Source organism: Micromonospora sp. (assembly GCF_048594385.1).
In the GTDB taxonomy this organism is placed as follows: Bacteria; Actinomycetota; Actinomycetes; order Mycobacteriales; family Micromonosporaceae; genus Micromonospora; species Micromonospora wenchangensis.
Genome location: NZ_JBMDWU010000157.1, coordinates 1 through 19,457, shown reverse-complemented (window position 1 = coordinate 19,457; position 19,457 = coordinate 1). Strand labels below are relative to the sequence as shown.

Annotated in this window: 17 protein-coding genes and 1 pseudogene; 9 read left to right on the top strand and 9 right to left on the bottom strand. The window is 72.6% G+C overall.

Annotated elements, in window-relative coordinates; all coding sequences use genetic code 11:
* Nucleotides 1-85: 85 nt before the first annotated feature.
* A complete protein-coding gene (gene arc / locus ACOJTC_RS08290; protein WP_088646667.1) occupies nucleotides 86-1,867 on the bottom strand; it encodes a proteasome ATPase in 1,782 nt (593 codons plus the stop codon).
* Between the two features lie 176 nt (nucleotides 1,868-2,043).
* Between arc and ACOJTC_RS08285 the strand changes: the two genes are divergently transcribed.
* On the top strand, nucleotides 2,044-2,340 hold the full coding sequence (locus tag ACOJTC_RS08285; RefSeq protein WP_420116393.1) for a ferredoxin: 297 nt from the start codon (nucleotides 2,044-2,046) through the stop codon (nucleotides 2,338-2,340).
* 66 nt (nucleotides 2,341-2,406) lie between these two features.
* On the opposite strand, the gene ACOJTC_RS08280 is transcribed toward ACOJTC_RS08285, so the two are convergent.
* The 3 genes from ACOJTC_RS08280 to ACOJTC_RS08270 all read right to left on the bottom strand — a co-directional run bounded on the left by ACOJTC_RS08280 (nucleotide 2,407) and on the right by ACOJTC_RS08270 (nucleotide 5,171).
* Complete coding sequence (locus tag ACOJTC_RS08280) at nucleotides 2,407-2,979, bottom strand: hypothetical protein (protein ID WP_088646669.1); 573 nt, start codon at nucleotides 2,977-2,979, stop codon at nucleotides 2,407-2,409.
* Between the two features lie 81 nt (nucleotides 2,980-3,060).
* Nucleotides 3,061-4,023, bottom strand: coding sequence for a tRNA (adenine-N1)-methyltransferase (locus tag ACOJTC_RS08275; protein WP_357930556.1), 963 nt, complete (start codon nucleotides 4,021-4,023; stop codon nucleotides 3,061-3,063).
* A gap of 56 nt (nucleotides 4,024-4,079) precedes the next feature.
* Entirely contained in the window at nucleotides 4,080-5,171 is a 1,092-nt protein-coding gene (locus ACOJTC_RS08270; RefSeq protein WP_420116395.1) for a site-2 protease family protein, read from the bottom strand.
* 139 nt (nucleotides 5,172-5,310) lie between these two features.
* Here ACOJTC_RS08270 and ACOJTC_RS08265 point away from each other — a divergent pair, with 139 nt between their 5' ends.
* From ACOJTC_RS08265 to ACOJTC_RS08245, 5 genes are all read left to right on the top strand, one after another.
* Complete coding sequence (locus ACOJTC_RS08265; protein ID WP_420116392.1) at nucleotides 5,311-6,222, top strand: RecB family exonuclease; 912 nt, start codon at nucleotides 5,311-5,313, stop codon at nucleotides 6,220-6,222.
* Nucleotides 6,223-6,326: 104 nt separating this feature from the next.
* A complete protein-coding gene (locus tag ACOJTC_RS08260) occupies nucleotides 6,327-7,520 on the top strand; it encodes a sensor histidine kinase (protein ID WP_204924409.1) in 1,194 nt (397 codons plus the stop codon).
* 20 nt (nucleotides 7,521-7,540) lie between these two features.
* Nucleotides 7,541-8,272 (top strand): response regulator, encoded by a 732-nt coding sequence (locus ACOJTC_RS08255; RefSeq protein ID WP_420116394.1) that lies wholly within the window; start codon nucleotides 7,541-7,543, stop codon nucleotides 8,270-8,272.
* A gap of 354 nt (nucleotides 8,273-8,626) precedes the next feature.
* A complete protein-coding gene (locus tag ACOJTC_RS08250) occupies nucleotides 8,627-9,394 on the top strand; it encodes an ABC transporter ATP-binding protein (RefSeq protein WP_204924410.1) in 768 nt (255 codons plus the stop codon).
* Nucleotides 9,394-11,946 (top strand): ABC transporter permease, encoded by a 2,553-nt coding sequence (locus tag ACOJTC_RS08245; protein ID WP_420116391.1) that lies wholly within the window; start codon nucleotides 9,394-9,396, stop codon nucleotides 11,944-11,946. The genes ACOJTC_RS08250 and ACOJTC_RS08245 overlap by 1 nt, the downstream gene beginning before the upstream one ends.
* Nucleotides 11,947-12,022: 76 nt before the next feature.
* On the opposite strand, the gene ACOJTC_RS08240 is transcribed toward ACOJTC_RS08245, so the two are convergent.
* The 3 genes and pseudogenes from ACOJTC_RS08240 to ACOJTC_RS08230 all read right to left on the bottom strand — a co-directional run bounded on the left by ACOJTC_RS08240 (nucleotide 12,023) and on the right by ACOJTC_RS08230 (nucleotide 13,879).
* Complete coding sequence (locus tag ACOJTC_RS08240) at nucleotides 12,023-12,670, bottom strand: HAD family hydrolase (RefSeq protein WP_420116390.1); 648 nt, start codon at nucleotides 12,668-12,670, stop codon at nucleotides 12,023-12,025.
* Between the two features lie 119 nt (nucleotides 12,671-12,789).
* Nucleotides 12,790-13,578: pseudogene (locus ACOJTC_RS08235) on the bottom strand (neutral zinc metallopeptidase); the annotation flags it as partial.
* Between the two features lie 94 nt (nucleotides 13,579-13,672).
* Nucleotides 13,673-13,879: a hypothetical protein gene (locus ACOJTC_RS08230; RefSeq protein ID WP_420116389.1), complete on the bottom strand. Its 207-nt coding sequence runs from the start codon at nucleotides 13,877-13,879 to the stop codon at nucleotides 13,673-13,675.
* Between the two features lie 124 nt (nucleotides 13,880-14,003).
* Between ACOJTC_RS08230 and ACOJTC_RS08225 the strand changes: the two genes are divergently transcribed.
* Together ACOJTC_RS08225 and ACOJTC_RS08220 are read left to right on the top strand one after the other, a co-directional pair.
* The gene (locus ACOJTC_RS08225; protein WP_420116388.1) at nucleotides 14,004-14,405 is read left to right on the top strand and encodes a YciI family protein; all 402 of its coding nucleotides are present in this window, start codon (nucleotides 14,004-14,006) and stop codon (nucleotides 14,403-14,405) included.
* A 10-nt stretch (nucleotides 14,406-14,415) separates the two neighbouring features.
* Nucleotides 14,416-15,705, top strand: a complete 1,290-nt coding sequence (locus tag ACOJTC_RS08220) for an RNA polymerase sigma factor (RefSeq protein ID WP_420116387.1) — start codon at nucleotides 14,416-14,418, stop codon at nucleotides 15,703-15,705.
* On the opposite strand, the gene ACOJTC_RS08215 is transcribed toward ACOJTC_RS08220, so the two are convergent.
* Both ACOJTC_RS08215 and ACOJTC_RS08210 read right to left on the bottom strand, forming a co-directional pair.
* On the bottom strand, nucleotides 15,700-17,223 hold the full coding sequence (locus ACOJTC_RS08215; protein WP_420116386.1) for an NAD(P)-binding domain-containing protein: 1,524 nt from the start codon (nucleotides 17,221-17,223) through the stop codon (nucleotides 15,700-15,702). The genes ACOJTC_RS08220 and ACOJTC_RS08215 overlap by 6 nt on opposite strands.
* A gap of 122 nt (nucleotides 17,224-17,345) precedes the next feature.
* Nucleotides 17,346-18,218 (bottom strand): endonuclease/exonuclease/phosphatase family protein, encoded by an 873-nt coding sequence (locus tag ACOJTC_RS08210; protein WP_420116385.1) that lies wholly within the window; start codon nucleotides 18,216-18,218, stop codon nucleotides 17,346-17,348.
* A 152-nt stretch (nucleotides 18,219-18,370) separates the two neighbouring features.
* On the opposite strand from ACOJTC_RS08210, the gene ACOJTC_RS08205 reads away from it, so the two are divergent.
* On the top strand, nucleotides 18,371-19,399 hold the full coding sequence (locus ACOJTC_RS08205) for a family 43 glycosylhydrolase (protein WP_420116384.1): 1,029 nt from the start codon (nucleotides 18,371-18,373) through the stop codon (nucleotides 19,397-19,399).
* Nucleotides 19,400-19,457 lie beyond the last annotated feature (58 nt).

The window sequence follows — 19,457 nt, the reverse complement described above, 5'->3', positions numbered from 1 at the left end:
GGGGGGGGGGGGGGGTTTTAGGGGGGGGGCACCCCGCCGGGGGCCCCCCCGCGCCGGGGGGGGGGCCCCCCGCCCGGTCGGCCGATCAGAGGTACTGGCCGGTGTTGCTCGCGGTTTCGATGGAACGGCCGGCCTCGGTGCCCTTGCCGCCGGAGACGAGCGTGCGGATGTAGACGATCCGCTCGCCCTTCTTGCCGGAGATCCGGGCCCAGTCGTCCGGGTTGGTGGTGTTGGGCAGGTCCTCGTTCTCCCGGAACTCGTCGACGCAGGCGTCGAGCAGGTGCTGCAGCCGCAGCCCCTTGCGCCCGGAGGTGAGGAACTCCTTGATCGCCATCTTCTTGCCCCGGTCGACGATGTTCTGGATCATCGCGCCGGAGTTGAAGTCCTTGAAGTACAGGACCTCCTTGTCACCGTTGGCGTAGGTGACCTCGAGGAAGCGGTTCTCCTCGGTCTCCGAGTACATCCGCAGGACGACCGCGTCGATCATGGCCGCGACGGTGGCCTGTGGCTCACCGCCGTGCTCGGCCAGGTCGTCGGCGTGCAGCGGCAGCCCGGCGAGGATGTACTTGGAGAAGATGTCCTTGGCCGCCTCGGCGTCCGGACGCTCGATCTTGATCTTCACGTCGAGCCGGCCGGGGCGCAGGATGGCCGGGTCGATCATGTCCTCCCGGTTGGAGGCGCCGATCACGATCACGTTCTCCAGGCCCTCGACACCGTCGATCTCGCTCAACAGCTGCGGGACGATGGTGTTCTCCACGTCGGAGGAGACACCGGAACCACGGGTCCGGAAGATCGAGTCCATCTCGTCGAAGAACACGATGACCGGGGTGCCCTCCCCGGCCTTCTCCCGGGCCCGCTGGAAGATCAGCCGGATGTGCCGCTCGGTCTCGCCGACGTACTTGTTGAGCAGCTCCGGGCCCTTGATGTTGAGGAAGAAGCTGGTGTGCCGGTCCTTGCCAAGCCGCTCGGCGATCTTCTTGGCCAGCGAGTTGGCCACCGCCTTGGCGATGAGCGTCTTGCCACAGCCCGGCGGACCGTAGAGCAGGATGCCCTTCGGTGGCCGGAGCTGGTGCTCCCGGAACAGGTCTGCGTGCAGGAAGGGCAGTTCCACCGCATCGCGGATCTGCTCGATCTGCGACTGGAGGCCGCCGATGTCGGTGTAGTCGACGTCGGGCACCTCCTCCAGCACCAACTCCTCGACCTCGCTCTTCGGGATCCGCTCGTACGCGTACGCCGAACGGGGCTCGATCATGAGCGAGTCACCGGCCCTGATCGCGGTGCCGATCAGGGTGTCGGCCAGGTGGACGATGCGCTCCTCGTCGGAGTGCGAGACCACCAGCGCCCGGTCGCCCGGAGCGCCCTCGGGACCCGCGAGGATCTCCTTGAGCATCACCACCTCACCGACCCGCTCGTAGCCGAACGCGTCGACGATGTTGAGCGCGTCGTTGAGCAGGACCTCCTGGCCGCGCCGCAACTCCTCGGCGTCCAGTGAGGGTGAGACGGCTACCCGGAGCTTGCGTCCGCCGGTGAAGATGTCCACCGTGCCGTCGTCGTGTCGCGCGAGGAAGACACCGTAGCCGGACGGCGGCTGTGCCAGCCGGTCGATCTCCTCCTTGAGCGTCACGATCTGCGCGCGAGCCTCCTTGAGAGTGCTCACGAGCCGGTCGTTGTTCTCGGTGAGCCGCGCCAACTGTGCCTGGGTGGCCGCCAGCCGCTCTTCGAGCTGCCGGACGTGTCGGGGGCTTTCGGTCAACTTGCGCCGCACCAGAGCGAGTTCCTCCTGAAGGAACGCGACCTGCGTGGAGAGATCGTGGGCCTCCTTCTCCCACCGTGCGGCGCGCGAGTCCGCGTCGTCACTGCGTGCCACGTCCCACCTCCCCGGGGGGCTTGAACGTTCTGCCCTAACACTAGCCGCTATGAGGCCGATTCGGTCCCACGCAACGCCCTCGTCACCGAACCTTGATCGCCAGGGACGCCTGAGGGGCAGGTCCGGCCGTTCGGGTACCGTCGGGGAGTGGGACGGGAGAACATGGGGGGTGCCGGGTGACCGACGTCGCTACCGACCAGTTGCAGGTCTGGGTTGACCAGGCCCTCTGCACGGGTGACGGGCTCTGCGTGCAGTACGCGCCGGAGGTCTTCGAGTTCGACGTCGACGGCCTGGCGTACGTCAAGGGCGTCGACGGTGAGCTGCGGCTCGCCCCCGGCAGCCGGGTCGACGTGCCGGAACACCTGCGGCTGGAAGTGATCGACTCCGCGAAGGAGTGCCCGGGTGAGTGCATCCACGTGGTGCGCGGCAGCGACGGCGTCGAGGTCGCCGGCCCCGAGGCCGAGGACGACTGAGCCGGGGACGACTGGACGGCCCCGGGCCGGGGCCGCTCCGGCGTCGCCCACGGCCCGGTCGCGGCGTCACAGCAGCGGGCGGCCGACCACCGAGGCGACCAGCCGGGCGAACTCCTCCAGCCGGGCGATCTGGCCGGCCCCGCCGTCGTCGAGGGTCTTGCCGAAGCGCAGCGCGTCGTGCCGGGGCGCGCCGACCATCTCGTCGCCGGGTGGGGCCTCGTCCAGCGAGGTGAGCAGCAGGTAGACGTCGATGCTGTCCACCCGTACCTCGCCGTTCTCGGCCCGGGTGAGCCGCCGCCGGCAACCCACCTCGGTGACCGTGGACACCGGCACCACCCGCAGCGACGACGTCATCGACCCGGGCGGCCCCTCCCCCGGCGGCACGTCCTCGCCGTGCCAGAGCACCAGCCGGCTGCCGTCGCAGACGACGACCTCCTGCCACACCCCGTTGACCTCGTTGACGAAGCGTTCCAGGGTGAAGCCGAGCACCGAGGCACCCCGCAGCACCCCGCCCAACGCCTCCAGGGCGATGTCCGGGTCACGCAGGTAGGCCCGCGCCGCCGATTCCAGGTCCTGGTACGGCGACCAGTCGGGAAACACGGCCGGCAGCTCACCGCCGCCGAAGCCCGGCCGGCTCATGCCCACTCCCCGCGGTCACACCGTCGGCCCGCACCGGCCGTCGGGTTCTGCCCGTTCACGCCCAGCCGCTCCGATCCGCCGTCACGGCAGGTCCTGCCCGTCGGCTCCGGCGGCCGACGCGGCGGCGGTGGCCTGCGCCGCCGCCTCCCGGGCCGCCGCCGCCTCCCGCAGCGCCTGCTTGCGTTCGGCGTACGCCTCCGCGCCCTTGCTGGGCTTGCGGCGGCGCGGCGGCGCGGTGACTCCCGGAGCGAGCTTACGCGCGGACACCAGGAACGCGGTGTGCGCGATCATCCGGTGGTCGGGCCGGACGGCGAGCCCCTCGGCGTGCCAGTCGCGCACCAGCGACTCCCAGGCCCGCGGCTCGGTCCAGCCGCCCCGCTCGCGCAGCGCCTCGACCAGCTCGGACAGCTGCGGGGTGGTCGCCACGTAGCCGATGAACACGCCGCCGGGCAGCAGCGCCCGCTCGACCATGTCGAGGGTCTCCCACGGGGTGAGCATGTCCAGGATGATCCGGTCGAAACCGGTCTCCGGGCAGTCGGCGACGTCGCCGACGTGCAACCGCCAGGCCGGGTGCGGCGCGCCGAAGAACGCCTCCACGTTGCGCCGGGCGATCTGGGCGAAGTCGTCGCGTACCTCGTAGGAGTGCAGCTCACCGCCGGTGCCGACGGCACGCAGCAGGGAGCAGCTCAGCGCCCCGGAGCCGGCGCCGGCCTCCAGCACCTTGGCCCCGGGAAAGATGTCGCCCATGGCGACGATCTGCGCCGAGTCCTTCGGATAGATCACCTGGGCGCCGCGCGGCATCGACAGCACGTAGTCCGACAGCAGCGGACGCAGCGCCAGGAACGCCGTACCGCCGCCGGCGGTGCTGACCACGCTGCCGTCGGGCTGCCCGATCAGCGCGTCGTGCGCCAGGATGCCCCGGTGGGTGTGGAATTCCTTGCCGTGCTCCAGGGTGACGGTGTGCATCCTCCCCTTGGGATCGGTCAACTGCACCCGGTCACCGGGACGGAAGGGACCCCGGTGCACCGGGGGGAGTTCCGCCACGGCGGTGGACGTCGGTGTGCCGTCGGGGGCCTGGAGGGCGGGGGGATGTGCTGCGGTCACCTGTTCATCTTCCGTGTGGGTTCGAGGACCTGGGCGAGATCCGCGATGTGCAGAACGCCGACCACATCTTCGCCTGACGTCACCACGTACCGCGCGCCCGGGTGGGCCTGCACGGCCGCCATCAGCCGTTCGCCGTCCAGACCGAGGGGCACCGCCGGCAGCGCGGCCAGCGGCCGGGCCACCGCGTCCACCCCCAACCAGGGCCGCCGGCCCACCGGTACGGCCTCCGCCGCCGCCGGGTCGACCAGGGCGACCGGCCGGCCCGCGCCGTCGACCACCAGCACGGCGGACCCGGGTGGCCCCTGCTCGGCGTGCCGGCGCTGCGCCTCGGAAAGCGGCGTGCCGGTGGGGACGGCGACGACCGGGCGGACCAGCCGGCCCAGGTCGAGCAGCGGCACCCGGCGGCTGATCCGGGCGTACCGGATCGACTGCCCGGCGCCCCGCCAGAGGGTGACCGCGACCAGCAGCATCAGCGGCAGCGCCAACGGCACCAGCACCCGTTGGACGGTGAGCAGCACGACCAGCCCGGCGGTGCCCACCGCGACGGCCCGCCCGACCCAGCCGGCGACCTCGGTGGCCCGGTGCCGGTCGCGGGTGATCCGCCACAGCACGGCGCGCAGCGCCCCGCCGCCGTCCAGGGGCAGGCCGGGCAGCACGTTGAACACGGCGACGATGACGTTGCTCAACGCCAGTTGCAGGGCGAGCTGGTGGGCCAGGGTGTGGTCGGGGGTGGCCAGGGTGGCGGCCACGGCGAGCCCGCCGAGCAGCGCCGAGACGGCCGGGCCGGCCAGCGAGACCAGCAGCTCCACCCGGGGGGTGGGGGCGTCCCGGTCCATCTCGGTGTAGCCGCCGAGCAGTTCCAGGGTGATCCCGCGCACACCGATACCGTAACGGCGGGCGGTCAGCGCGTGCCCCAGCTCGTGCAGCAGGACCGAGCCGAGCAGCGACACCACGAAGCCGAGGCCGATCAGGTAGCCGCCGAGCGGGGACAGGCCGAGCCGGTCCCGGGCGAACTCGGCGTAGGTGACGGTCACCAGCAGGGTGAGCAGCAGCATCGACACGTTGAGGTGCAGCGGCACCCCGAACACCCGGCCGACGGTCAGTCCGCTGCGGGGCCGACGCGGCGGGCGGGGACGGGACTCCACCGCCCCGATGCTACGCGCCGACCCGATCATGCCCGGTGCGGCGAGCACGACCCTGTCAGACCGGTGTCCTAACCTTCGGGGCATGACGGCGGAACCGGTGATCGACCAGCAGCATCCTCCGGCGGCGCTGCCCGCCACGGTCCGGGCCTCGCTGTCGCCGTCACGGGCGGCCGACTTCAAGACCTGCCCGCTGCTCTACCGGTTCCGCAGCATCGACCGGCTGCCCGAGCGGCCCAGCGTCGAGCAGGCCCGGGGCACCCTGGTGCACGCGGTGCTGGAACGGTTGTTCGACCTGCCGGCGGCCGGGCGCACCCCGCAGGCCGCCGGTGACCTCGTCGGCCCGCAGTGGGACCGGCTGGTCACCGGGCAGCCCGAGCTGGCCGGCCTGTTCGACCCGGGCGACGAGCCGGGCACCGCCGAGTTCCTCCGGTCGGCGGCGGCCCTGCTGGAGGGCTACTTCGCGGTGGAGGACCCACGCCGGCTGGAGCCCGCCGAGCGGGAGAGCCTGATCTCCGCGGTGGTCGACGACGAGCTGCTCATCCGGGGTTACCTCGACCGGCTCGACGTGGCCCCCGACGGGGCGTTGCGGGTGGTCGACTACAAGACCGGCGGCGCGCCGAGGGAGGCGTTCGAGGCGCGGGCGCTGTTCCAGTTGAAGTTCTACGCACTCGTCCTGTGGCGGACCCGGGGGGTGGTGCCGCGGGTGCTGCGCCTGCTCTACCTCAAGGACGCCGAGGTCTGCGACTACTCCCCCGACGCCGACGAGCTGCTGCGGTTCGAGCGGACGGTGGTGGCGCTCTGGCAGGCCATCGAGCAGGCCACCGCGCGGCAGGATTTCCGCCCCCGGCCGAGCCGGCTCTGCGACTGGTGCAACCACCAGGCGCACTGCCCGGCCTTCGGCGGCACCCCGCCGCCGTTTCCCGAGCGGGCCGGGGCGGCCGACCCGTTGCGCGACGCCCGGTCCCGTCCGGCCGCCCCGGGCGCCGACGAGTAGCGCCCGCCGTCACCGGCGGGGGGAGATCGGCTCATCCGTGAGGAGGAGACGAGGTTCACCGTCGGCGACGACCGGACGCCCCGGCAGGCGGCTAGCGTCGCGGTATGACCGAGGGACCCGAGCGGTGGTGGGTGCGCCGGCCGCTGGCCGGTGACGTCCTGTTCGCCGCCGCGCTGGTGCTGGTCGAGGTCGCCTTCGTCCTGCTCACCCCGCGCGAGTTCTGGCCCCGGCAGTTGCCGTCCATGCTGGCCTGGAGCGGGTTGTGCGCGGCACCGGTGGCGCTGCGCCGGGCCGCGCCGTGGCCGGCGGTGGGGGCGGCGCTGGCCACGCTGGCCGTGCCGGCGGTGCTCGGGCACGCCCCGACCACGCAGAGCCTGACGTTCCTGGTCCTGACGTACACGATGGCGGTGCACCGGGCGGCCCTTACGGCGGTGGCGGCCACGGTGCTGCTCTGGGTGCCGGTGGCCGCCCTCAACGTGCTCACCCCGCTGGACACCGGGCTCGACGTCGGTCCGGCGTACCTGGTGCTCAACAACCTGCTCACCGCGTTGCTCGCCTACGCGGTGGGGCGGGCGGTGCGCGCCCGGCGCACCTCGCTGCGGGTCCTGCGGGAGCGGGCCCGGGCGGCCGAGGACAACCAGCGGGCGCTGGCCGAGCAGGCGGTGGCCGACGAGCGGCGTCGGATCGCCCGGGAGCTGCACGACGTGGTCGCCCACCACGTCAGCGTGATGGGGGTGCTGGCCACCGGGGCCCGGCGGGTGCTGCACCGGGACCTGGCCGCCGCCGACGAGGCGATCGCCACCATCGAGGACACCAGCCGGGTCACGCTGCGGGAGATGCGCCGGCTGCTGGACGTGCTGCGGACCGACGCGGAGCCCGCCGCCGACCTCACCCCGCAGCCCGGCCTGGCCGGCATCACCGCGCTGGTGGAGCAGGTACGCGAGGCGGGGCTACCGGTCGTCCTGGAGGTCGCGGACCCGGTGCCGACGGTCGACGAGGGTGTCTCGCTGACGGTGTACCGGATCACCCAGGAGGCGTTGACCAACGCGCTCAAACACGCCGGGTCGGCCACCGCGACCGTCCGGCTGGGCGTCGACGGCGGCGGTCTGACCGTGGAGATCACCGACACGGGGCGGGGGCCGGAGCCGGGGCCCGACCGGATCGGGCACGGACTGGTCGGCATGCGCGAACGGGTGGCCCTCTACGGTGGAACCCTGCGGATCGGGCCACGGGCCGGTGGCGGCTTCCGGGTGTACGCGAGAATTCCGGTGGAACCGGCCGGGACGGTCCCGGCGTGACGGGGGAACGGGGACAGCAGATGGGCCAGACGTACGGCAGCCCCCCGTCGTCCGCGCCGGACGGTGGGGCCGCCGCGCGCCCGCCGGGACGGCCGGTGCGGATCCTGCTCGCCGACGACCAGCCGTTGCTGCGCACCGGGTTCCGGATGGTGCTGGGCACCGAGGACGATCTCGACATCGTCGCCGAGGCCGGGGACGGTCAGGAGGCGGTGGAGCTGTCCCGGCGGCTGCTGCCCGACGTGGTGCTGATGGACATCCGGATGCCCCGGATGGACGGGGTGGCCGCGACCCGGGCGATCGTCGAGGCGCGGTTGCCGGTGCGGGTGCTCATCCTCACCACCTTCGACCTCGACGAGTACGTGGTGGGGGCGTTGCGGGCCGGGGCGAGCGGTTTCCTGGCCAAGGACGTGCCGGCCGACGACCTGGTCACCGCCATCCGGACGGTGGCCGCCGGGGAGGCGGTGGTGGCGCCGCGCATCCTCAAGCGGCTGCTGGACCGGTTCGCCACCGTGCTGCCCGACCCGGCGGCGAGCCCACCGAAGGCGTTGGGCACGTTGACCGAGCGGGAGCGGGAGGTGCTCGTCCAGGTGGCCCGGGGGTTGTCCAACGCGGAGATCGCCGCCGCGTTGTCGGTCAGCGAGACGACGATCAAGACGCACGTCGGGCACGTGCTGACCAAGCTGCGGCTGCGCGACCGGGTGCAGGCGGTGGTGCTGGCGTACGAGTCGGGGCTGGTCCGCCCCAAGGCGTAGCCGGGCGGCACCGGATGCCCCTCGGGGCGTACCCAGGGTGAGGCCGGTGGGGGGACGGCAGCGTTGCCGCGCTCACCTACCGTGACGAAAGGCGGCGCGGCGCGGTTTACCGTGTCGTGGCGTCAGATCCTGACGTCGGTGTCGGGGCCCCGCCGCAGGGTGGGGTGGCACGACCGGTCGCCGGATCAGGGACAACCCTGAGCCGTTCTCCGGGCCGACCCGCAGCGGGAAATCCGCGCCGGGTCAGTCCGTGGTTGGACGGATCCGCGCCGAGCGGCACCGAGGATGGGATCGACCCCACCGACCAGCGGGGGCGGTGGGGGCACACACAGCCAGACGGAAGAGGTAGATGACGTGACCGCGACGGTAGGCCAGCATGCGCAGGCCGCGGCCCGGGCGAACGACGTGTGGAAGGTGTACGGCACCGGCGAGGCGCAGGTCGCCGCGCTACGGGGGGTCAGCGCCGAGTTCGAGCGGGGCAGGTTCACCGCGATCATGGGCCCGTCGGGCTCGGGCAAGTCGACGCTGATGCACTGCCTGGCCGGGTTGGACTCGGTCAGCAAGGGCACCGTGCAGATCGGCGACACCACGGTGACCGGGCTGGGTGACTCGGGTCTGACGAAGCTGCGCCGGGACAAGGTGGGCTTCATCTTCCAGCAGTTCAACCTGCTGCCCACGCTCACCGCCCAGGAGAACATCCTGCTGCCGATGTCGATCGCCGGCCGCAAGCCCGACCCGGCCTGGTACGACACGGTGATCGACACCGTCGGCCTGCGGGACCGGCTGGGGCACCGGCCCGCGCAGCTCTCCGGTGGCCAGCAGCAGCGGGTCGCCTGCGCGCGGGCGCTGGTCGCCCGGCCCGAGGTGATCTTCGCCGACGAGCCGACCGGGAACCTGGACTCCCGTTCCGGCGCGGAGGTGCTCAACTTCCTGCGCAACTCGGTCCGCGAGCACGGGCAGACCATCGTGATGGTCACCCACGACCCGACCGCCGCCGCGTACGCCGACCGGGTGGTCTTCCTGGCCGACGGGCAGATCGTCTCGGAGCTGATCGAGCCGACCGCCGACACGGTGCTGGACACCATGAAGAAGCTGGACACCCTGGTCGAGGTGGCCGGCTGATGTTGCGGGCCACCCTCAAGAGTCTGCTGGCGCGCAAGGTGCGCCTGCTGCTGTCCGGCCTGGCCGTGGTGCTGGGTGTCATGTTCGTCTCGGGGGCGTTCGTGCTCACCGACACGCTGGGCCGCTCGTTCGACGCGGTCTTCGCCGACGCGTACGAGGGCATCGACGTCAACGTCGCCGGCAAGCCGAAGGTGGCGCTCAGCGAGATGCAGGGCGAGCAGGTGCCGACCACGGTGTCGGCGGCGACGGTGCAGCGCATCGCCGGGGTGCCCGGGGTGGCCGAGGCCACCGGCGTGGTCACCACCGACGGGGCCCAGCTGATCGGCAGCAACGGCAAGGTGGTCACGTCGTTCGGGCCGCCGCAGCTCGGGGCGAACTGGCGGGGCGAGAGCGACCTGGTGAAGCTGCGGGAGGGCCGGGAGCCCCGGGCCGACGACGAGATCGTCGTCAACGCGGCGCTGGCCCAGGCGGCCAAGGTGAAGGTCGGCGACCGGGTCGGGGTGCTGACCCCCCTGGTGCCGAAGCAGACCTTCACCCTGGTCGGGGTCTTCGGCTACAGCGGTGACCGGGACTCGATCGGCGGGGTCAACGAGATCGCCTTCACCACGCCTGTCGCGCAGCGGCTGCTGCTGGGCGAGCGGGACGCCTTCACCAACGTCACCGTACGGGCGGCCGCCGGGGTCGGCGACGCGAAGTTGCGCGACGACGTGGCCCGGACGCTCGGCGACGGCTTCGAGGTCAAGACCGGCGAGCAGTTGTCGGCGGACGCCTCGGCGAGCCTGAAGGAGGGGCTGTCCTTCTTCAACAAGATCCTGCTCGGCTTCGCGGCCGTCGCGCTGCTGGTGGGCACGTTCCTCATCCTCAACACCTTCTCGATCATCGTGGCGCAGCGGACCCGGGAGCTGGCGTTGATGCGGGCGATCGGGGCCAGCGGCCGGCAGATCATCGGTTCGGTGGTGCTGGAGGCGGTGGCGATCGGCCTGATCGCCTCGGTGCTGGGGCTGGGTGCCGGCATCGGCATCGGCGCGCTGCTGGCGTACGTCTTCGGCAACCTGGCCGGTGGACTGACGCTGGCCGGCATCGGCGTCCCGGCGTCGGCGGTGATCGGCTCGTTCGCGGTCGGCCTGCTGATCACGGTGGTGGCGGCGCTGCTGCCGGCGCTGCGGGCCGCGCGCATCCCGCCGATCGCGGCGATGCAGGACGTGGCCAACCCGGACCGGCCGCTGACCCGGATCACCGTGACCGGTGGGGTGATCACCGGGATCGGCGCGGTGCTGCTGTTCCTCGGGCTCAGCGACAACGCCGGGGACAACGCGCTGGCGGTCATCCTGGGCGGGGTGCTGTTCGCCTTCATCGGGGTGGCGCTGCTGACGCCGCTGATCAGCCGCCCGGTGGTGTCCCTGCTGGGGGCGATCTTCGCCTGGTCGGTGCCGGGCAAGCTGGGTCGGCTGAACTCCGGCCGCAACCCGCGCCGCACGGCGATCACGGCGGCGGCGCTGATGGTCGGCATCGCCCTGGTGACCGGGGTGACGGTGATCCTGGACTCGGCGAAGGGCAGCATCGGCGCGCTGGCCCAGGACACCATCAGGGCCGAGCTGGTGATCTCGGGGTCGACGACCGGTCCGCGGCCGGCGAGCTTCGACCCGGCGGTGCTGACGAAGGTGGCGGCGCTGCCCGGTGTGCAGATGGCCGACGGCGAGTACGGCGACATGGGAATGGTCGACGGGAAGGTCACCTGGCTGGCCGCGTCCAGCGACGTGACCGCGTTGCAGCGGATCTTCGGGGCCAAGACGACCGCCGGTGACATCAGCCGGCTCGGCCCGGACCAGATGCTGTTCAGCTCCGACGCCGCCCGGTCCCGCAACATCTCGGTCGGCTCGACGGTGACCGTCCAGGCCTCAAGGGGCGAGCCGCGCACCTACACGGTCAGCGGCATCTACGAGAGTTCCGAGCTGACCAGCCCGGTGCAGTTGCCGCCGCAGGCGGTGAAGGACTTCGCCATCCCGAAGCCCAACCAGGGGTTCATCCAGCTGGCTCCGGGCACCCGGGTGGCCGACGTGCAGCCGCAGGTGGAGGCGCTGCTGGCCGACAGCCCGGAGGTGTCGGTGGCCGATCGGGACGCATTCATCGAGCAGCAGACCGGCTCGCTGGACAGCCTGCTCACGATGATCCAGATCCTGTTGGCGCTGGCGATCGTTATCGCGGTGCTCGGCATCGTGAACACCCTGGCCCTGTCGGTGCTGGAGCGGACCCGCGAGCTGGGCCTGCTGCGGGCGATCGGGCTGCGCCGGGCGCAGACCATGCGGATGATCACCGTGGAGGCGGTGGTGATCTCGGTCTTCGGGGCGCTGCTCGGGATCGTGGTGGGTGTCGGTCTCGGTGCCGCGGTGGTGCGGGCGCTCAAGGACGACGGCATCACCGACCTGATCCTGCCGTGGGGTCAGATGGGGCTGTTCCTGCTGCTGGCGGCCATCATCGGCGTGGTGGCGGCGGTGTTGCCGGCGGTGCGGGCGGCCCGGATCAACGTGCTGGGTGCGATCGCGCACGACTGATCCCGTCCGACCTCGGGGGGTTCCGCCGACCGGCGGGACCCCCCCTCGTCGTGGCCGCGCGGGCCCGCCCGGGAGCTCAGGCGGCAGGCTCGCCGAGCAGCGCCGCCAGCAGCTCCAGGTCCGCCGAGGTCAGGCTCTCCACCTGGTGTACGCCGTCGGTCGGCGGCACCGGCACCTCCGCCGGCACGGCCAGCACCGCCGCACCGGCGGCGAGCGCGCTGGCCACCCCGGTCGGCGAGTCCTCGATCGCCACGCAGCGGCCGATCGGCACGTCGAGCAGCCGGGCGGCGGTCAGGTACGGCTCGGGGTGCGGTTTGGCCGAGTCGACCTCGTCGCCGCACACCACGGCGTCGAAGCTGTCCCGGCCGAGGGTGTCCAGGGCCACCTCGACCAGCGGCCGGCCGCTGGAGGTGACCAGCGCGGTGGGGATGCCGGCGGCGCGTACCGCCCGCAGCAGCGTCAACGCACCCGGCCGCCAGCGCAGCCCGGTGCGGAACAGCTCCAGGATCCGCGCGTTGATCCACTCCGCGCTGACCTGCGGGTCCCGCTCGGGTTGACCGAGGTCGTCGTGGAGGATGCGCATCGACGCCGCCATCGCGGTGCCGATCATCGCCCGCCGGGCCGGGCCGGTGAGCGTGCCCCCGTACTCGGCGGCCAACTCGTGCAGGGCGACGTCCCACAGCTTCTCGCTGTCGACCAGGGTGCCGTCCATGTCGAAGAGCACGGCGGCGGGGTGTGGGCTGCTCAGCGGAATCCTCCTGGCGCTCGCGGGTGGTCTCCGGGCGATCCTGCCAGCCCGGCCCGGGACGCGTGCCGCCGTACCGGTCGGACGTGACCTGCTCCTCAGCGCAGGTTGCAGGCGTCCAGGGACCGCTCGTAGCCGCGGAAGAACCAGTCGGTGCGCTGTTCGGCGGTGCCGTGCGAACCCTCGGCGAACCACGGCTGGTCGGGGTCGTCGCCGACGGCGAGCAGCCCCTCCCGGAACTCGTCGAGGTCACCGGCGTCGAGTCTCAGGGTGCCGTCACGGACGGAGTCGCCGAGGTACGCCCCGGCCATGCAGTCGGCCTGCAGCTCCTGCTGGATGGTGAAGTTGGCGCGGATACCGAGCCGGATCTGGATGCCGTGGGCGTACTCGTGGCCCAGCAGGTAGAACACGAACGCGTCACCGACCTGCCGGAACGCCGCCACCGACCAGTTGACGTCGTAGGCGATGAAGTCGCCCTGGGAGCAGTAGACCGCGTTGTTGCGCGGCAGTGCCTGCCCGCCGCAGGAGATCTCACCCTCACGCTGGTAGGGCACGATCCGGCTGATCGGGCGGAACTCCTGGCCGGAGGAGCGGAACTGGGCGCCCCAGTAGCGTTCGGCGATGGTGACGGCGTCGTCGATGTCGCTCTTGAACTCGGCCACGCTGGTGGTGCCGTCGGCGCGGGTGGTCTCCGCCTCCGGTGAGGCCGGGGCAGCCGGGCGCGACGACTGCCGGGGGGCCGGTTCCCGGGGTTCCTGCGGGCCGCTCTCCCCCACCCCGCCGGCCGCGCAGCCGACCGCCACCACCAGCGCCGTCAGCGCGGCGAGCAGTGGTCCGTGCGAGCGGCGTCGCGAGCCTGCCGTCACCGTGTGCCTCCCAGGCGTGCCGGTCCTGCGATCGGTGGTACCCCGACCGTGGAACGATCATGCCCGGCCGGCGTCCCGTTGACCATGGGTGAGCCGGGTCGGCCCGGCCGGACGGTCAGTGGTGCTCCTGTCCCTGGTGGATCGTGTCGTTCTGGGCGAAGTGGCGTTCCGCCTCGTACCGGTGCTGTCTGGCCTGGGCGTCCCGCCCGGCGGTGCGGTCCTCGGCCCCGACGGTGCGGGCCCGGTCGCGCCAGGCGACCCAGCCGACCGTGCCGATCATCACCAGGGCCGCCACGCCGACCACGAGCCACATCGTCGTCATGGAACCACGGTAGGTGACCGCCACCACCCGTCCCGGGGGTTAGCCTCGGACCCGGTGTCCGGATCGGCCCGGCGGCTCCGACGTCCCGGATGTCCGGCCGCATCCCGCGGCCGAGAGGAGAACCATGAAATACATGATCATGTTGTACGGCTCGCAGCGCGACTACGACGCCATGGCCGGCCGTCCCGGGGCGCAACCGCCGATGACGCCGGAGCAGGTCGCCGCGATGCACGAACACATGGCGGCGGTGCACCAGGAACTGGCCGAATCCGGTGAGCTGGTCGACGGGCAGGGGTTGACCGCGCCGGTGCACGCCCGGCGGGTGCGGCTGCGGCAGGGCGCGCCGGTGGTCACCGACGGGCCTTACCCAGAGACGCAGGAGGTGCTGGCCGGGTTCACCGTCGTCGACTGTGTCAGCTTCGACCGGGCCACCGAGATCGCCGCCCGGTTCGTCGACCCGGACACCGAGGGCGGGTACGTCGACGTACGACCGGTCGCCGACGGCATCGACGACCTGGACGGCTGACCCGGTCGCCGTGGGACCGTCCACCGTCGAGGACCTGTTGCGCGTGCTCGCGCCGCAGGTCCTCGGCGCGGTCGTCCGCCGGTACGGCCACTTCGACACCGCCGAGGACGCCGTCCAGGAGGCGCTGCTGGCCGCCGCGACCCGCTGGCCGGTCGACGGGCTGCCGGAGCAGCCCCGGGGCTGGCTGGTCACCGTGGCCGCCCGGCGGCTGACCGACCTGCTCCGCGCCGAGCAGGCCCGGCGGCGGCGGGAGGACGACGCCGGCCGGGCGCTACGGTGGCTCGCCCCGGCGGCCGACCACCGGGAGCCGGGCGACGACAGCCTGGTGCTGCTGTTCCTGTGCTGCCATCCGGCGCTGCCGCCGGCCGCCCAGGTGGCGTTGACCCTGCGCGCCGTCGGCGGGTTGGGCACCGCCGAGGTGGCGCGGGCGTTCCTGGTGCCCGAGGCGACCATGACCCGCCGGATCACCCGCGCCAAGCAGCGCATCCGCGCCCGCGGGCTGCCGTTCGCGCTGCCCGACGCCGACGAGCGCGCAGCCCGGCTCGACGCCGTCCGGCAGGTGCTCTACCTGATCTTCAACGAGGGGTACGCGAGCACCACCGGCCCGCGCCTGCGCCGGGTGGACCTGTCCACCGAGGCGATCCGGCTGACCCGGCTGCTGCACCGGCTGCTGCCCGACGATCCGGAGGTGACCGGGCTGCTGGCGTTGATGCTGCTCACCGACGCCCGGGGGCCGGCCCGGGTGGGCCCGGACGGTGAGCTGGTGCCCATGGCGGAGCAGGACCGCAGCCGCTGGCGGGCCGACCAGATCGCCGAGGGGGTGGCCCTGGTCAGCGCGGTGCTGCCGCGCGGCGACGTCGGGCCCTACCAGCTCCAGGCGGCGATCGCGGCGGTGCACGACGAGGCGGCGAGCGTCGAGGCGACCGACTGGGCACAGATCGAGGCCCTCTACGGGGTGCTGCTGGGGATGTCGGACAACCCGGTGGTCGCGCTCAACCACGCGGTGGCGGTGGCGATGGCCCGGGGTCCCGCCGCCGGGCTGCGCCTGCTCGACGCGCTGGCCGACGACCCCCGCGTCGGCGACGACCCCCGACGGCACGCGGCCCGCGCGCACCTGCTGGAACGCTGCGGCAACCTCGCCGAGGCCCGGACGGCGTACGCCCACGCGGCCCGCCGCTCGACCAGCCTGCCCCGCCAGCGCTACCTGTACGGCCGGCTGACCCGGCTGACCGACGCCGGGAACGGTGGGCCGGGCGACGGTGGACGGGCCGGGCCCGCGGACCGTCCGGCGGGATCATGATCCGTCGGCGAGGTCCCTGCCGAGGAAGCGGACCAGTGGCTCCACGTGCCGGTCCGGCCGCCGCCACCCGGCCAGCAGATCCCCCGGCAGGTGCTGCTCGGCCACCAGTTCGCCGTGGCGGTACCGCCGGACCACCGGGTGGATGACGGCGCTGTCCCGGGTCGGGCGTCGGTCGGTGTCGGACCCGTCGGCGCGGCCCCGGCGCAGGGCCAGGGTGTAGCAGTGGGAGGAGTCGGCGAACCGCGGCACGGCGTAGTCCTCCGGCAGGTCCTCGTGGTGCCGGAAGTCCCCGGTGGCGTCGTCGCGGACGAAGACGTCGCAGAGGTACCCGGACTGGGTCCACAGCGCCGGACTCCCGTTGACCCGGTCCAGCATCACCGTGGTCAGCGAGGCCGGCTCGCCCGACGTGGTGGCGGCGGGCAGCGGCACGTCGTCGTAGCGCTCCCGCAGCAGCCGGGTGAAGGTACGCAGGTTGTAGCGGAAGCCGTCGATGAACGGCGACGCGGCGTGCCGCACGTCCCGCGCCTGGGCGACGGTGCCGGCGAAGTACAGGTCGTCGACGTTGCTCGACTGCCAGTCGGGGCGCAGGCCCGGCAGCCGGCCGTCGTGCACCATGTCCGGCGCGCAGGCGGCGTCGAACAGGGAGGTGTCCATCCGGAAGCCGGTGCAGCGCAGCACCTCGTGGTAGTCGAGTTCGACGGTCTCGCCCGGGGCGTGGGTGTCGGTGATCGCGACGCGGAACCCGCCGTCGACCGGTCGGATCGCGTCGATGGTGCAGTCGAGCACCGCGTGCAGCGGCGTGAACCGGTCGCTGTCGAGGATCGCGCCGTGCCGGCCCCGGACGTCGCCGGGGTGCCAGGTGTCGTAGGCCAGCCGCAGCGGCCGGCGGCTCGCCAGGTGCACCACCGACGCCCTGCCCAGGATCGACGAGGCGGTCTCGAACGCCGAGTTGCCCTTGCCGATGATCAGGACCCGCCTGCCGGTGTACCGGTCGGGGTCGACGTCCATCTCCTCGTAACCGGTGGCGTGCTCGATGCCCGGGATGTCCGGCACGAACGGCCGGCCCCAGCCGGTCGCCACGACCAGGCACCGCGCCCGTACGACCCCCCGGTCGGTGCGGACGGTGAACCCGTCGTCCTCCCGGGAGACCTGCTCGACGGTGGTGCCGTAGCGGACCCGGAGCTGGTGGATGCGCTGGAACTCGGCGAGGTACCGCACCAGGTCGTCGGCGGCCGGCAGGTACTCCTGGCTGAACTTCGGGAACAGCAGCTCCGGGTCGTCGTTGAGCAGCGAGTTCCCGTCGCACCGCAGTCGGATCCCGGGGTCGCTGCTGTCGGTGTGCACCGCGTTGACGGAGTTCAGGCGGCGGTGGCGCGGGAACCGCCGGAAGAAGCCCCCGGGCTCGGCGCCACGTTCGAACGTCAGGTAGTCGGCGCCCTGCTGCTGAAGGTGGTAACTCAGCTGCAGGCCGGCGGGCCCCGCTCCGACGATGACGTACGTGTGTGCGGTGTCGACCATCAGGCGAGCCCTTCGACGCGGAGGCGGTTGCTCCGACGATGAAGTGGATCACGATAGGTGTCAATGGTCGACGGCCGGCGTCGGCGGTGGGGCCCGCCGGGAAGGCGGCGCGGCGCCGGTGGCTACGACGAGATGCTGAACGCCGCCACGACGCCGTTGTGGTCGGAGTTGGTGCCGCTGACGATGGAGTAGTCGGTCATCCACATCTCGCGGTGTTCCTCGACGCGCTTCCAGAAGTAGATGTAGTCGATGTGCCGGTTGCCGTGCGTCCCGTTCCCCTTCTCGCCGTACAGGTTGTAACAGGACCGCAGGTTCGGCAGCTCGTTGGCCTCGAACACCTTCCAGGGGAACTTCTGGTACCCGTACGCCCGGTCGGCGCTGAAGTCGACGTTCAGGTCGCCGCTGACGATGACCTGGCCGGAGTCCTTCTTGGCGGCTGCCAGGTTCTTCAGTGCCTGGAACTGCTGCTCGGCGCAGGCGGTTCGGGGCAGGTCCTCGGGCTGGCCGTTGTTCTCGATGCTCGCGTTGGCGTGCGCGTTGAGGTGGTAGACGCTGCGCCCGGTCGCCTTGTGGCGGTAGCGGACCCAGTTGTTGTAGCGGGCCGGCGGCACCTCGCCGGGCCCGTTGGTGTCGCACACGAAGTTCGACCCCTTGTCGAGCACGTCGAACATGCTCTTGCGGGCCAGCAGCGCCTCGTTGGCCGCCTGCGTCGGCTCGGGCGCGTACAGCCACCAACCGTTGTCCGCCGCCCAGTCCTTCAGGTACGCCTTGCGGTTGCCGACCTCGTTGAGCCCGACCAGGTCCGCCTTCGCGGTGATCAGCTCCAGGTCGTGGACGAAGTCGGCCTGGTTCAGCTCGTTGAGGATGTTCAGGGTCGCCGCCTGGAAGGTGGAATTCGCGGCGGCGGGCGTGGCCGGCACCAGGCTCACCAGCAGCACCGCCGCGCCGACGAGGGCACCCGCACCCCGCACCGACCATCGTTTTCCGCCTGCCATGGCTGTCCTTTCCCGAACGCCGACGGCCGGCGCGACACGATCCGGCCGTGAAGGAAGGTTACTTTGGCAACTCCGGCACGGTAGCTTAGTTTCACCTTCCGGACAACGGAGGCGCATTGTCCGTAGTGAATTGCTCTTGCCGGGGAGAATCCATGCACCCACGAAGGACCTGGCGACCGGCGCTGATCGCCGTCGCGGTGACGGTCGTCACCGGCACCGGCACCGTCGCCGCGCCCGCCGCAGCCGCCACCCCGCAACCGGTGTACGCCCCCTCGGGTGGGATCGCCGATCCCGGCGTGGTGCGGCACAACGACAGCTTCGTCGTGTTCGCCACCGGCACCCGCGCCCCGGCCCACCGGGGTGAGACCGCGTCCGGGCCGTGGAGCACCCTCGGCACGACCCTCGGGTCGGTACCGGACTGGGCCGAGAACGGCGCGGTGTGGGCCCCCGACGCCGTCCGTACCGCCACCGGGTGGGTGCTCTACTACTCACTGCCCGCCAAGGGCAAGAACGGGCAGCGGTGCATCGGGACCGCCACCTCCGAGGCCGTCGGCGGGCCGTACACGCCGGTCGGCACCGCGCCGCTGGTCTGCCCGGGTGGCGCGCACGGAGCGGACGACGTGGTGGCGGGGCGGCCGGTCGCCGCCGCCGGGGTGATCGACCCGTCCCCATTCGAGGACGCCGACGGCAAGCGGTTCGTGCTCTACAAGACGCAGCAGACACCGTCGTCGATCCGGATGCTGCGGCTCGACGACACCGGCACCCGCTGGGTCGGCAACGCCAGTGGTGAACTGGTCCGCAGCACCGGCATCATCGAGAACCCGGTGCTGCGGCAGCGGGGCTCCACGTTCGTGCTGTTCGCCTCCCGGTACGGCTACGACAACTGCAGCTACGCCACCGTCTACCTGACCTCCACCGACCGGTGGGACTTCCACGGCAGGACCGAGCACTCGTTGCTCACCACGTCCGGCACCGGGATCTGCGGCCCGGGAGGCGCGGATCTCGCCCCCGCCCTGGTCGACGACGAGCAGCGGCTGTTCCTGCACGGGTGGGTCTGCGGCGGGACCACCCCCTGCCGGCAACGGGCCGACGGCTCGCTGCCCGCCGACGCCCGCCGCGCGCAGTACCCGGCGGTGTGCCGGTGGGACGGCGCCACCCCCCGCGCCGGCGCGTGCCGCTGAGCGCCGCCGCGCGCCCGGCCGGCCCGCGGGCGCGCACCGGCCGGACCAAGACCGCGCG

Coding starts and splice junctions, on each gene's coding strand:
- ACOJTC_RS08210 (WP_420116385.1), bottom strand. CDS start 18,218: ATGGCAGGCGGAAAACGATGGTCGGTGCGGGGTGCGGGTGCCCTCGTC.
- ACOJTC_RS08265 (WP_420116392.1), top strand. CDS start 5,311: ATGACGGCGGAACCGGTGATCGACCAGCAGCATCCTCCGGCGGCGCTG.
- ACOJTC_RS08225 (WP_420116388.1), top strand. CDS start 14,004: ATGAAATACATGATCATGTTGTACGGCTCGCAGCGCGACTACGACGCC.
- ACOJTC_RS08205 (WP_420116384.1), top strand. CDS start 18,371: ATGCACCCACGAAGGACCTGGCGACCGGCGCTGATCGCCGTCGCGGTG.
- ACOJTC_RS08245 (WP_420116391.1), top strand. CDS start 9,394: ATGTTGCGGGCCACCCTCAAGAGTCTGCTGGCGCGCAAGGTGCGCCTG.
- ACOJTC_RS08215 (WP_420116386.1), bottom strand. CDS start 17,223: ATGGTCGACACCGCACACACGTACGTCATCGTCGGAGCGGGGCCCGCC.
- ACOJTC_RS08255 (WP_420116394.1), top strand. CDS start 7,541: ATGGGCCAGACGTACGGCAGCCCCCCGTCGTCCGCGCCGGACGGTGGG.
- ACOJTC_RS08230 (WP_420116389.1), bottom strand. CDS start 13,879: ATGACGACGATGTGGCTCGTGGTCGGCGTGGCGGCCCTGGTGATGATC.
- ACOJTC_RS08280 (WP_088646669.1), bottom strand. CDS start 2,979: ATGAGCCGGCCGGGCTTCGGCGGCGGTGAGCTGCCGGCCGTGTTTCCC.
- ACOJTC_RS08260 (WP_204924409.1), top strand. CDS start 6,327: ATGACCGAGGGACCCGAGCGGTGGTGGGTGCGCCGGCCGCTGGCCGGT.